Here is a 12,513-nt window from a genome sequence, read left to right as displayed (position 1 = left end):
GAGAGGCCAACCCCCGGGTTGGCCTCTTTGTTTCATGTCAGGTGGCGTGCTAACGCGGTTCAGCCGTGCAGCAGCTGATCCAGCATCTCGGGATCGTAGAGCAAGTCCGGCTCCATCAACACCAGCAACAGCAGCTGTTCGAACTCCACGGCGAAGCGCAGGGCAATGAGATCAGGGTCCGGCACCCGCTTCTTGTCGGTGATGAGGCCGAGCTGCACCTTGTTGTCATAGGAGAGGATGGAGACACCAACCCCGATGTCACCGGCCTGAGGCACCCAGAACAGCGGCTGGCGCAGGCGGGCACCGGCCAGATAGAGGGTCTGCTGGGGGCCGGGCACATTGGTGATGACGGCGCTGGCCTTGGCCGACAGTATGTCGATGGCCTGTTGCTGCACTGCCCTGGGGGCCATGCCCATCACCTCCAGCAAATTCAGCACCACGGCCGGTTGCAGGGAGGATTTGAGCGCCTGCATCCGATCCCGCACCGCATGGAGCCGCTGCAGCGGGTGTGCTATGTCGATGGGCAGGTCCAGGGCCACCAGCCCGAAGCGGTTGCCAAGGGCCCCCTTGTCGTCGGGCGCGCGCATGTTGACCGGCACCAGCGCACGGATCTCGACGCCATCGACCTCGTCCCCCTGCGCCAGCAGATAGTGGCGAAACGCCCCTGCGGTGGCGGCGATCAGCAGATCGTTGACCGAACAGCCGAGCACCCGTCCCACCGCCTTCACATCCGGTAGCGGGATCTGCTCAGACCAGGCTACCCGCTTGGTGCTGCCGGTTTCCCCCTTCAGCCGGGTCTTGGCATCGTCGGAGAGGGTGGCTATGGTGTAAAGCTCGGCGGTCACGTCCCGGCTGGTTTTGAGGTAATCCATCGCCTTGGTGGGATGGGTCAGCACCTCGACATACTTGGACCAGAGGGTGCCGGTCAGCTTGAGCCCGGCCCGCAGCAGGCGGCTGCCCTGATGATCGTGATCCTCGTCGCTGTCGTCGTTGGCTACCGGCTCGGGTTGCGGTCTGGGGGCCGAGATCGGGCTCTCGTCCATCATGGTCAGCATGGCCCGCACCAGGGAGAAGCCATCCCCCATGGCGTGATGGAAACGCACCACCAGCGCCTGCCCGCCGAGAGAGGTATCCACCAGGTGCATCTCCCACAGGGGACGCTGGTGGTTGAGCGGGGTGGAGGCAAAATCGGCCACCAGCCGCTCCAGCTCCTCCTTGCCGGCCTTGCCCGGCAGGATCACCCGCTTGAGGTGCAGGTCGAGATCAAAGTCAGGATCGGTGCGCCAGTAATATTCGCCCCCCTCCAGACTGGCTTTCTGTCCAAAGCGCGGCTGTACCCGTACTGTGTGCAGCAGGCTCTCTCGCAGTCGGGTTTCATCCAGCTGACCGTCAAACATCAGTACGCCGACGATCTGCATCAGATTGTTGGGCCTGTCCATCCGCAGCCAGGCGGTATCGACACAGGAGATAAGTTCACAGGGTGACATGGTATTTTCCCTACCGTTTCGCTTATTTGTCCGCGCCCTTCTCATGAAAACAAAATACTCGATGGCGAACAAACAGGTGTCGTATATGTTGGTGCTAATACGCTTCGATTAATTCTTTTTGCCGGAGCAGAACAACACGTAGCGCCGTGAACATTTCATCGCAGAACACATAATCCGCCCGCTCGCATCCTTCCAAAATATGGTTATCCGGAGGATGCGTTTCGTTCAGTTAATATACAGGAATACGAATTCCCTGCTATTTCGGCGACTGTATTGGGTGAATGTTGAATTCCCGTTCGGGCTATCCCTGACTGGGGCAAGGCAGACGATGATCGACATATTCGAGGATCTCCTGCTCCAGCACGCTGCGTACCGGCAGCAGCATCAGGCCGAGACGCACCTCCAGCTGCAGGCTGTTGTCGGTCAGGCAGAGAAAGCCATTGACCCCGGCGCCACGAAACATCAGCCGGGTCTCTTCCTCATCTTCCCACTCACAGTCGAGTTCGTACTCTTCGCTCATGTCCTGCGCGATGGCTTCGGCGGCGAGCCGTGCCCCCGCCAATCCTAGGGGATGCTGGCGGTTGACCTTGATGGTCGACAGGCTGCTGCCGACAAGGGGATCGTATAGAAACATGCTAACTCTCTGAGCGGTGACAATATTTATTGATATTAAACATATGAATCAAACAAGTGAAAGCCATTTGCAACATAATTGGGACTCACTTAACAAAGCCGGTTGAGTAAATGCTCCATGCATTTCTCCTCGTTCCCGCTCGCGTTACACTGACAGGCAAAGGCGTACCCGAGTGGCAGTTCCGCTTCCCTGTCAGGGTTCATGCCCTCGTTTTATCTAGCCGCCAGGCCATTCGGTGCAGGTCACCAGAGAGCAGCATATGACCCAAGAAACACACATAGCCGATGACCCGCAAGCTGACGACGAGAGTACCCTGGGGCGGCTCTATCGCCAGCTCAACCGGGTTGCCTCCCTGCGCGAACAGATGCGTACCCACCCGGAAGATCAACAAGACAGGGACAGCTTGCGCCAGTGGCAGGCGGATCGGTTGGGCCGCACCCACGGCGATCTGCTGCAGAGCAAACGCTACGGGCCGGCCGCACAGTTCTTCCTGACGGATCTCTACGGCCCGGGCGATTGCGCCCGCCGCGATGCGGACGTGATGCGGGTCATGCCCACCGCCGAGCGATTGCTGCCGGAGTCCGGCCTCAAGGTGCTGGCCCAGGCGATCGAGCTCGATGCCCTCTCCGAGGAGCTCGACTACCTGATGGTGGTGGCGCTGCGCCGTAGTGGGGCCATCCATCGGCTGACGGCAGAGGCGTATGCCCTCGCCTATCGGGAGGTGGGCGAACCCGAGCGGCGGGCCCATCAGATAACCCTGGTCACCGATCTGGGGCTCACCCTGGACAGGCTGGCCCGCAAGCCTTTCCTCGGCACCACTCTCAAGCTTATCTCGGGACCGGCCCATCTGGCAGGGCTCGGCGAGCTCTTCTCGTTTGTCGAGCGCGGCTATCGGGTCTGCCATCAGATGGGGCGGGCCAACGAGTTTCTGGAAACCATCGCCAGCCGCGAGACGGCCATCATGGAAGCGCTGCTGGCAGGTGACAGCACAATGCTGGATTGACCTCGGGAGTCATGCAGGCAGACATGAAAAAGCGGGCCGAATGGCCCGCTTCTCGTTTCTCCCTGTGCGCCGATAGGAGAGCGGTCAAATCACCAGCAAGTCCATAAAGGCGTGGACCGGCGTGGCGGCCAGTTGCTTGCCATCCTGGCAGAGGGCGAGGATCTCGTGTACCCGCTTGGCCGGGAAACGGGTGGCCAGGTTGTGCTGGAATTTTTCCACCAGCAGCGGTATCCCCTCCTCCCGACGACGGCGGTGACCGACCGGGTATTCCACCTCTACCTTGGCGCTGTGGCTGCCATCCTTGAAGAAGACCTGGATGGCATTGGCAATCGACCGCTTGTCCGCCTCCAGGTATTCGCGGCTGTAGCGCTTCTCTTCCTGCACCACCATCTTGGCGCGCAGCGCATCGATGCGGGGATCGGCCGCTATGCCATCCTCGTAATCCTCGGCAATGAGGCGCCCGAAGATGAGCGGCACGGCCACCATGTACTGCAGGCAGTGATCCCGGTCCGCCGGGTTGTTGAGGGCGCCTACCTTGCTGATGATGCGAATGGCCGACTCATGGGTAGTGAGCTCGATGCGGTCGATCTCGTCGAGCCGCCCTTTCACCTCCCCATGCAGCTTCATGGCGCACTCGACGGCCGTCTGGGCGTGGAACTCGGCGGGGTAAGAGATCTTGAACAGCACGTTCTCCATCACATAGCTGCCGTAGCCCTGATGCAGGGCGAACTGGTTGCCCTTGAACAGCACGTCGTAGAAGCCCCACTTGGGTGCGCTCAATACGCCGGGATAGCCCATCTCGCCGCTCATGGTGATGAGCGCCAGACGCACGGCGCGGGAAGTGGCATCCCCGGCCGCCCAGCTCTTGCGCGACCCTGCATTCGGCGCATGGCGATAGGTGCGCAGGCTCTGGCCATCGACCCAGGCCTGGGAGACCGCATCGATCACCTGATCGCGATTGCCCCCCAGCATATGGGTCACCACTGCGGTGCTGGCGACCTTCACCAGCACCACGTGATCGAGACCGACCCGGTTGAAGGAGTTTTCGAGCGCCAGTACTCCCTGAATTTCATGAGCCTTGACCATGGCCATCAGCACATCGGCCATGGTGAGCGGCGCCTTGCCCTCGGCCACGCGAGTGCGCGACAGCCAGTCGGCTGTGGCCAGAATGCCCCCCAGGTTGTCGGAGGGGTGGCCCCATTCGGCGGCAAGCCAGGTGTCGTTGTAATCGAGCCAGCGGATGATGGCGCCTATGTCCCAGGCCGCCTTGACCGGATCGAGGCAGAGCTGGGTGCCGGGCACCCGGGCGCCATGGGGCACAGTGGTGCCCGCGACTATGGGGCCCAGATGCTTGGTGCACTCGGGAAAGCGCAGGGCCAAGAGGCCGCAGCCCAGGGTATCCATCAGGCAGTAGCGGGCGGTATCGAGGGCGGCCTGGCTGGTGATGGGGTGGCTGCAGACATAATCGGCAATATCGACCAGCACCTGATCGGGTTCGGGTCTGTGGTTGACGTCGACGTTGGCGGACATCGTGATTTCCTTATCGTTGTTGTGAATAGAAGGAGGTGACGAGCGGCTGGGCCGCCATCGCCGACACATGACCACACAGGCCTGCTTGCGCAGGCGCCGGGCCGTGGTGGATGTCGACGATGGCAGGGCGCTGCATCTTATCGTTGTTGCAAAGAGACGAAATGACGGGGGGCCGGGCCGACATAATCGGCGCTCGGGCGAATGATCCTGTTGTGCTCGCGCTGCTCCATCACGTGGGCGCACCAGCCGGTGACCCGCGAGCAGACGAAAATGGGGGTGAACAGCTTGGTCGGGATCCCCATGTAGTGATAGGCGCTGGCATGGAAGAAGTCGGCGTTGGGGAAAAGCGCTTTTTCCTCCCACATTACCTTCTCCGCCTCGCAGGAGACGCGGTAGAGACGGGTGTCCCCCACCGCCTCGGCCAGCTTGGCCGACCACGCCTTGATGATGACGTTGCGCGGATCCGAGGTGCGATAGACGGCGTGGCCAAAGCCCATGATCTTCTCCTTGGCCGCGAGTTTTGCCAGCAGCTCGCCCCTGGCCTGAACCTCATCTTGCCAGGGTTCGATCATCGCCATTGCGGCTTCGTTGGCGCCGCCGTGCAGCGGGCCGCGCAGGGTACCGATGGCGGCGGTCACGCAGGAGAAGAGATCGGACAGGGTCGAGGCACAGACCCGGGCCGCGAAGGTGGAGGCGTTGAACTCGTGCTCGGCATAGAGAATGAGGGAGACGTGCATGACCCGGCGTTCCAGCTCGCTCGGGGCCTTCTGGTGCAAGAGGGCAAGGAAGTGGCCACCGATGCACTCCTCGTTGGTATCGAGCGCGATGCGCACCCCTTCATGACTGAACTTGTACCAATAAATCAGTATGCCAGGGAAGGCGGCCAGCAGGCGATCTGCCACTTCATGTTCGTGCTCGAAGCCTTCTTCCGGCTCCAGATCACCGAGCATGGAGCAGCCGGTGCGCAGCACATCCATGGGATGGGCATTGGCGGGAATGAGCTCAAGTACCTCCAGCAGGGCCTTGGGCAAGCTGCGCAGGCGACGCAGCTCGCGCTTGTAGTCCAGCAGTTGCTGTTCACTGGGCAGCTCGCCCTTGAGCAGCAGATAGGCGACCTCCTCGAACTGGGCGCCGTCTGCCAGCTCCTGAATGTCATAGCCGCGATAGGTGAGCCCGGTACCGCTCTTGCCCACGGTACAGATGCTGGTCTCCCCCGCGCTCTGACCCCGCAGGCCGGCGCCGCCCAATGGCTTCTGTTGTCCCATAACCTTGCCTCCTAATCCCTGGATATGAACAGACGATCCAGTGTCTGCTCGTAATGGTGATAGCCCAGGAAGTCATACAAGGCTTCCCGGGTCTGCATGGTGTCCACGACGGCCCTCTGGTGGCCATCCTGGCGAATGTGCTGGTAGACGTTGAGCGCGGCCTGATTGGCCGCCCGGCTGGCGCTTAACGGGTAGAGCACCATGTCGACGCCGTGGGCGGCGAGCGCCTCCTTGTCAAACAGATCTGTCTTGCCGAACTCTGTCATGTTGGCGAGGATGGGCACCCCGGCGGCCTGCTTGAAGCTGTCATACTGACCGAGCTCGGTCACCGCCTCGGCGAAGATCATGTCGGCCCCGGCGGCCACGTAGGCGGCGGCGCGCTCCAGCGCCGGGCCTATCCCCTCCACCGCCAGCGCATCTGTGCGCGCCATGATGACGAACTCCCCGTTCTCACGGGCATCCACCGCCGCCTTGATGCGATCGCACATCTCCTCCTGCGAGACCACCGCCTTGTTGGGCCTGTGACCACAGCGCTTCTGGGCCACCTGATCTTCCATGTGCACGGCGGCCACTCCGGCGCGTTCGAAGGCGCGAATGGTGCGGGCGATATTGAAGGCGCCGCCCCAGCCGGTGTCGATGTCGACCAACAGCGGCACCTTGGTCGCCGCGGTGATCCTTTCTGCGTCGATCAGCACGTCGTTGAGGGAGGTCATGCCGAGATCCGGCAGGCCATGGGAGGCATTGGCCACCCCGGCACCGGAGAGGTAAATAGCCTGAAAGCCGCTACGCTCGGCCATCAGGGCCATGTAGGCATTGATGGTGCCGACGATCTGCAGTGGCCGTTCGTTGGCAAGGGCGGTGCGAAACCGCAGACCTGCCGAGGGGGTAAGGCTGGACATCATGACTCCTTTCATTTGTCTGGTTCGACTATCTAATATCACGTTTACGTTAACGTCAATCATACTTTCGTGGCAGAACGGCGCCAGGCAAGACAGGACGCGGGTTTTAGGGTAAATTTCACCAATTCCTTCAACAGGTTGAATCGTAATGTCGGATCCCAATCCCGTGATCGTCTGCCCGGCTTGCGACTTGCTGATCGAACGCAAGTTATTGCCCCTGCGCCGCCACGCTCACTGTCCCCGCTGTCACCAGCATCTGTATGGACGCTACGCCTTTCGCCCCTCCCAGTTGATGGCGCTGACCATCACGGGGTTCCTGCTGCTGCCCTCTGCCTTCTTCGAACCGCTCATCTACCTGCGTCTGGCCGGGGTGAACTCGGATGCGAACCTGCTCAAGGGCATTTTGGTGCTGATGGTCGAGCACGAATTCTGGGTGGCGGGACTGGTGTTCTGGTGCGCCGTGCTGGCGCCTGTGGGTTTGCTGCTGGGGATCTTTGCGCTGGCCTCCGGCCTTGCCAAACGCTGGCACATACTGGCGCCGACCTTGAAGGCCGTGGAGGTGTTTCGTCACTGGGCCATGCTGGAGGTCTACATCGTCAGCCTGCTGGTCGCCCTGTTCAAGCTGATCGACATCGCCGATGTGCGCCTCGGCGGTGGCTTGCTGAGCCTGGGGATCCTGATGCTGCTCAACATGACGCTGCTGATCCTGTTCGATCCCGCCCCCTACTGGGAGCGAGTACCCCTGGAGGAACCGGATCATGTCCCAGACCAGCGCCCGTGAGCTGGGGCTCTGCCGCTGCCACACCTGCGGCCTGCTGGTGCGCTATCGGGCGGGCAGCGTCTGCCCCCGTTGCCACAGCCGGTTGCAGGTGCGGATCCCCCACTCCCTGGCCTGGTCCTGGGGTTTGCTGGCGCTGGCCACCTTCATGTTGCTGCCTGCCAATCTGCTGCCCATCACCCACTTCTACAACAAGGGATTATTGCAGTCCGACACCATCTTCAGCGGTATCATGATGCTCTATCGCAGCAAGATGTCGGGGATCGCCACCATAGTGCTGACCGCCAGCATCATAGTGCCGGTGGGCAAGATTTTGGGGCTGGGCTGGATCTGCTGGCAGCTGCAGCGGAGCAAGCCGGTGCGCCGCAAGCGCCAGCTCATCATGTATCGCATCATCGACTTCATCGGCCGCTGGTCCATGCTGGATTTGTTCGTCATCTCGCTGATGGTGGCCCTGGTGGATCGCGGCGTGCTGCTCAATGTGCGGGCTGGGCCCGGCGCCACGGCGTTTGCCGGTGTGGTGGTACTGACCATGATGTCGGCCCGCATGCTGGATACCCGCTTGCTATGGGACAAGGCGGCCCGTTGATGGCCTGTTGAACACGCATCCCGCCTGTCTGGGGATGCCCGAATGGTGAATAACCGCCTGCGCTGTCGCAAGGCAAAGCGCGGGGGACTATGTATCTGAACTGCTGTTTATCTCAGCCAATTAAGGAGTCGGTATGATCGGGGCTGAACCCGTCATTGAGAAGCGTCGCTGGTTGTCGCCAGTCTGGTTGTTGCCCGTTATCGCCCTCTTGCTGGCGGGTGGTTTCATCTACCAGCAGTTTGCGAGCAGTGGCCAACTTATTCGCATCAACTTTGCCCAGGGCAACGGTATCTTGCCGGGCAAGACCCAGTTGCGCTATCAGGGCGTGGCCATCGGCGTGGTGCAGGAGCTGGAGCTGGCCGCAGACGGTCGCAAGATAGCCGTACTGGCCAAGATTGACAGCCGGGCCCGGCCGCTTATCCGCAAGGGCTCCGACTTCTGGCTGGTGAGCCCCAAGGCCTCGCTCACCGAGATCTCAGGCCTGGATACCCTGGTCTCCGGCAACTATATCAACCTGCAACCCGGTCGGGACAACAATCCGCTGGAGGAGGAGTTCGATGCATTGGACGGCCCTCCCCCCGGCTATCAGGCACAGGGGCGCATGCTGCACCTGACCGCCGATTCGCTGGGATCGGTCGGCATCGGCGCCAAGCTCTATTTCCGCGGCATCGAGGTGGGCAGCGTCATCAACGCCCGCCTCGGCCAGGACAACCAGAACGTGATCCTGGATCTGGTGATCGAGCCGCGTTTTGAACACCTCATCAAGGCCGACACCCGCTTCTGGAACATCAGCGGCATCAAGGGCTCCTTCAGCCTGGCCGGGGTCAATGTGGAAGCCGGCAGCCTTACCTCCATACTGAGCGGCGGCATAGCGTTTGACTCCCCCAAGGCCTCCCCCGAGCCGGAGAAAGGCCAGACCTTTGTCCTCTACAAGGGGCTGGCCGAAGCGGCCCGTGGCGAGCGGATCGACATCCTGGCCGGTGATCTGCCCATCAAGGAGGGAATGCCCATCCTCTATGAAGGGATCGAAATCGGCCGGATTGACCCCATCCGCCTGACCGACAAGGGTCGGGTGGTGACGGCGCTGATCAACCCTGAACAGGCATTTAGGATCACCGGCAACAGCCGCCTCGTCTGGGAGACTGTCTCCCTCGGTGCGGCCGGTCTCAAGCATGCGGATCGCCTGCTGGCTGGCCCGGCCATTCGCCTCGACTACGTGGAAGGCGACAGGGTCAGGGCCATGGCCCTGAGCAGCAAGGATCAGGTCAGTGGCACCCGGGTCACTCTGCAGGCCGACGATCTGGCGGGGCTCAATGAAGGGGCGCCGCTCTGGTACAAGGGGCTGCAGGTCGGCCAGATCAGCCAGCTGACCCTGGATGCCAGGGGCAATGCCAGCGTCGCCCTGGTGGTCAACAACCAGTATCAGCATCTGCTGGCTCGGGCCCGCTTCTATCGGGCAGCGCCGCTGCAGATCGATGCCGATCTCAGCGGCATCAAGGTGGAGACCAGCCCGGCCAGCGCCTGGATCGGCGGGGGTATCAAGCTGGTGCAGGCGGCGAGTGGTGAGCGGATCAACCGTCTCTACCCGAGTCAGGAGCTGGCTCTGCTCGGCACCCGGGACGCCAAGCCTCAGCGCTGGTTATTGAAGGCTGAACAGGCCGATGGCATCGGCATCGGCTCTCCCGTGCTCTATCTGGGGCTGGAAGCTGGCAAGGTCAAGCAGCTGCGCGCCGCCAAGGAAGGGGTCGAGATCGAGCTCGAAATCGACGGCGTCTATGCCCCCCTGCTCTCACAACTGCCGCAGTTCTGGAAAAAACCGGCGCTGGATACCCGGGTGCGGGTTGATGGTGTGCAGGTGAAGGTGGGCAATCTGGCCACCTTGCTGCGCGGCGCCATCGAGTTCGATCGACTCGGTACTGGCCGCAGCAGTCACCAGCTGTTTGACAGCAAGGAGCAGGCCAAGGCGAAAGTGCGCAGCCTCTCTCTGGTAGCCGACAACAATCCGGGTCTGGGCCTCGGCAGCCCGATCCGCTATCGCGGGGTCGACATCGGCAAGATTGAGCAGATCGAGCTGGAACCGTCGCTGGGTCAGGTTATCTTCAAGGCCGAGCTGGATGGGCAGTATGCCGAGCGTTTCCTGCAATCCGGCGCCCGCTTCACCCTGGTACAGGCCAAGCTGGGGCTGGGCGGCGTCGCTCACCTCGACACCCTGATCAAAGGGGCCTTCGTGGAGGCTCAGCCAGGTCAGGGAGCCGGCAAGGATCGCTTCCCCTTGAGTCAGAGTGGCCCGATTGGCCTGGCCTTGACCCTCAAGAGCCCATCGGTCAATGGCCTGAGTGTCGGCAGCCCCTTGCTGTTTCGTAAACTCATGGTGGGCAGCGTCACCGGGGTCGCGCTGGCACGCGATGGCAGCGAGGTGTTGATCGAGGCGAATGTCGACAAGGAATATGCCCATCTGGTGCGGGCCAACACCCGCTTCTGGAATGTCTCCGGGGTCAAGGCTGACATAGGCCTGACCGGCGGCACCATAGAGGTGGAAACCGTGCAGAGCCTGCTGGCGGGCGGCATCGCCTTCAATACCCCGGAGCGGGAGATGGGCTCGACCGTCAAGGCCGGTCACAGCTACCCGCTGTATGGCAAGGCAGAGAAGGAGTGGCAGGAGTGGAGCCCTCGCATCCAGCCCTGATCTTCTCTCTTGTTTCATCCAAGCCCGGCCCTGTGCCGGGCTTGTTCATTTCCCACTTGCTCATTGGCCGTTAAGAATATTCCTGGCCCTGTGATAAGATGTCGCCCCTCTTTTTGGGTCAGCGAGACGGCACAGTGCACGACAATACCTACCTTCCCGATCACTTCTTGCACCATATTGCGGCCATCATGCCGGCGCATCTCACCATGGATGCGTTCGTGGCCAGCTGCCGGCGCCCACTGCGCCGCAGCATACGGGTCAACACCCTGAAGATTTCGGTGCCCGCATTTGTCGAACAGATGCAACCGCTGGGCTGGCAGCTCGAGCCCGTACCCTGGTGCGAGACCGGCTTCTGGCTGAGTCGCAACGACGAGAGCGTGCCCCTTGGCAATACCGCAGAACACCTGAGCGGCCTCTTCTATATCCAGGAAGCGAGTTCCATGCTGCCGGTGACGGCGCTATTTGCCAGCGCTCAGGTCAAGCGGGATGGCATGCTGCTGGATGCGGCCGCCGCCCCCGGCTCCAAGACAACCCAGATCGCGGCCTTGATGAACAACCAGGGCATGCTGGTTGCCAATGAATATTCCAGCAGCCGGCTCAAGGTGCTCAGCGCCAACATTCAGCGCTGCGGCGTGACCAATGTGGGCATGACCCACTTCGATGCCAAGGTGTTTGGCCAGTGGTTGCCGGAGACCTTCGACGCCATACTGCTCGACGCCCCCTGCTCCGGCGAAGGGACGGTACGCAAGGATGAAGACGCCCTGCGCAACTGGAGCATCGAGAGCATCGACGAGATTGCCGCCGTGCAGCAAGGGTTGCTGGAGAGCGCCTTTCATGCCCTCAAACCCGGTGGCGTGCTGGTCTACTCCACTTGCACCTTGAGCGAGCAGGAGAACCAGGCGGTCTGTCAGTCCCTGCTGGACAAGTTCGGCGATGCCCTGAGCGTTGACTCGCTGGCCGACCTGTTCCCCCATGCGGAGCAGGCCTGTACGCCCGAAGGATATCTGCACGTTTGGCCCCAGATCTTCGACAGTGAGGGCTTTTTCGTCGCCAGATTGCGCAAACATCACTCTGTGCCCAACACCATGTTCAAGCCGGGAAAACTCGGCAAGTTCCCCTTCTCGCCCCTGCCGGCCAAAGAGGCCGAGCCCATGTTGCGCGAGATTGAAGCCAATTTTGGCGTGGCCCCCCTGGGCCAGCTGTTTGGTCGCAATGACGAGATCTGGCTGTTCCCTCATCTGTTTGGGCAGGTGCAGGGCAAGCTGCGGTTCGATCGCATCGGCATCAAGCTGGCGGAGACCTTCAAGAAGGGTTATCGCCTCACCCATGAGTGGGCGCTGGCCTATGGCGACAAGGCCACGCTCGGGATTATCGAACTCGACAGCGCCAATGCACGGGAGTTCATGATGGGGCGGGATGTCTGGCCAGCGCAGGAAGCCGGCTCGGGCGAGGTGATAGTTCGTTATCAGGGTCATACCCTGGGCATGGGGAAGTGGGTCGGCAGCCGGGTCAAGAATGCCCTGCCCCGCGAGCTGGTGCGCGACAACAATCTGTTCGGCGCCTGAGTGCGTGAACTCACGTCTGATCGAGTCTTGAAAACCCACACTCGGGTTGAACTTTTGCTCGGATCTTGAAAAGCCTT

Annotated in this window: 10 protein-coding genes; 5 read left to right on the top strand and 5 right to left on the bottom strand. The window is 61.8% G+C overall.

The window, feature by feature from the left end:
- Nucleotides 1-59 precede the first annotated feature (59 nt).
- Both BN1118_RS09440 and BN1118_RS09435 read right to left on the bottom strand, forming a co-directional pair.
- Nucleotides 60-1,487: a wax ester/triacylglycerol synthase family O-acyltransferase gene (locus BN1118_RS09440; protein ID WP_043555720.1), complete on the bottom strand. Its 1,428-nt coding sequence runs from the start codon at nt 1,485-1,487 to the stop codon at nt 60-62.
- Between the two features lie 301 nt (nt 1,488-1,788).
- On the bottom strand, nt 1,789-2,121 hold the full coding sequence (locus tag BN1118_RS09435) for a polyhydroxyalkanoic acid system family protein (RefSeq protein ID WP_043555719.1): 333 nt from the start codon (nt 2,119-2,121) through the stop codon (nt 1,789-1,791).
- A gap of 259 nt (nt 2,122-2,380) precedes the next feature.
- Here BN1118_RS09435 and BN1118_RS09430 point away from each other — a divergent pair, with 259 nt between their 5' ends.
- Entirely contained in the window at nt 2,381-3,124 is a 744-nt protein-coding gene (locus BN1118_RS09430) for a DUF8198 family protein (RefSeq protein WP_043555718.1), read from the top strand.
- Between the two features lie 84 nt (nt 3,125-3,208).
- Here BN1118_RS09430 and BN1118_RS09425 read toward each other — a convergent pair whose 3' ends face one another.
- From BN1118_RS09425 to prpB, 3 genes are all read right to left on the bottom strand, one after another.
- Nucleotides 3,209-4,654 carry a bifunctional 2-methylcitrate dehydratase/aconitate hydratase gene (locus BN1118_RS09425; protein ID WP_043555717.1) on the bottom strand — a complete coding sequence of 482 codons (1,446 nt, stop codon included), beginning with the start codon at nt 4,652-4,654 and terminating at the stop codon, nt 3,209-3,211.
- 137 nt (nt 4,655-4,791) lie between these two features.
- On the bottom strand, nt 4,792-5,919 hold the full coding sequence (gene prpC, locus BN1118_RS09420) for a bifunctional 2-methylcitrate synthase/citrate synthase (RefSeq protein WP_043555716.1): 1,128 nt from the start codon (nt 5,917-5,919) through the stop codon (nt 4,792-4,794).
- Nucleotides 5,920-5,930: 11 nt separating this feature from the next.
- Nucleotides 5,931-6,818 (bottom strand): methylisocitrate lyase, encoded by an 888-nt coding sequence (gene prpB / locus BN1118_RS09415; RefSeq protein ID WP_043555715.1) that lies wholly within the window; start codon nt 6,816-6,818, stop codon nt 5,931-5,933.
- A 148-nt stretch (nt 6,819-6,966) separates the two neighbouring features.
- On the opposite strand from prpB, the gene BN1118_RS09410 reads away from it, so the two are divergent.
- The 4 genes from BN1118_RS09410 (at nt 6,967) to rsmF (ending at nt 12,436) form a co-directional block, all read left to right on the top strand.
- On the top strand, nt 6,967-7,599 hold the full coding sequence (locus BN1118_RS09410; RefSeq protein WP_043134795.1) for a paraquat-inducible protein A: 633 nt from the start codon (nt 6,967-6,969) through the stop codon (nt 7,597-7,599).
- Nucleotides 7,577-8,185 (top strand): paraquat-inducible protein A, encoded by a 609-nt coding sequence (locus tag BN1118_RS09405; RefSeq protein ID WP_043134796.1) that lies wholly within the window; start codon nt 7,577-7,579, stop codon nt 8,183-8,185. Before BN1118_RS09410 ends, BN1118_RS09405 begins: the two co-directional genes overlap by 23 nt.
- 133 nt (nt 8,186-8,318) lie before the next feature.
- Entirely contained in the window at nt 8,319-10,871 is a 2,553-nt protein-coding gene (locus tag BN1118_RS09400) for an MlaD family protein (protein ID WP_043555713.1), read from the top strand.
- A gap of 134 nt (nt 10,872-11,005) precedes the next feature.
- The gene (gene rsmF / locus BN1118_RS09395) at nt 11,006-12,436 is read left to right on the top strand and encodes a 16S rRNA (cytosine(1407)-C(5))-methyltransferase RsmF (protein ID WP_043555873.1); all 1,431 of its coding nucleotides are present in this window, start codon (nt 11,006-11,008) and stop codon (nt 12,434-12,436) included.
- Nucleotides 12,437-12,513 lie beyond the last annotated feature (77 nt).

Origin of the sequence: Aeromonas bestiarum (assembly GCF_000819745.1) — a bacterium.
In the GTDB taxonomy this organism is placed as follows: Bacteria; Pseudomonadota; Gammaproteobacteria; order Enterobacterales; family Aeromonadaceae; genus Aeromonas; species Aeromonas bestiarum.
The sequence above is the reverse complement of the archived record's forward strand: the minus strand, read 5'-3'. Positions and strand labels throughout refer to the sequence as shown.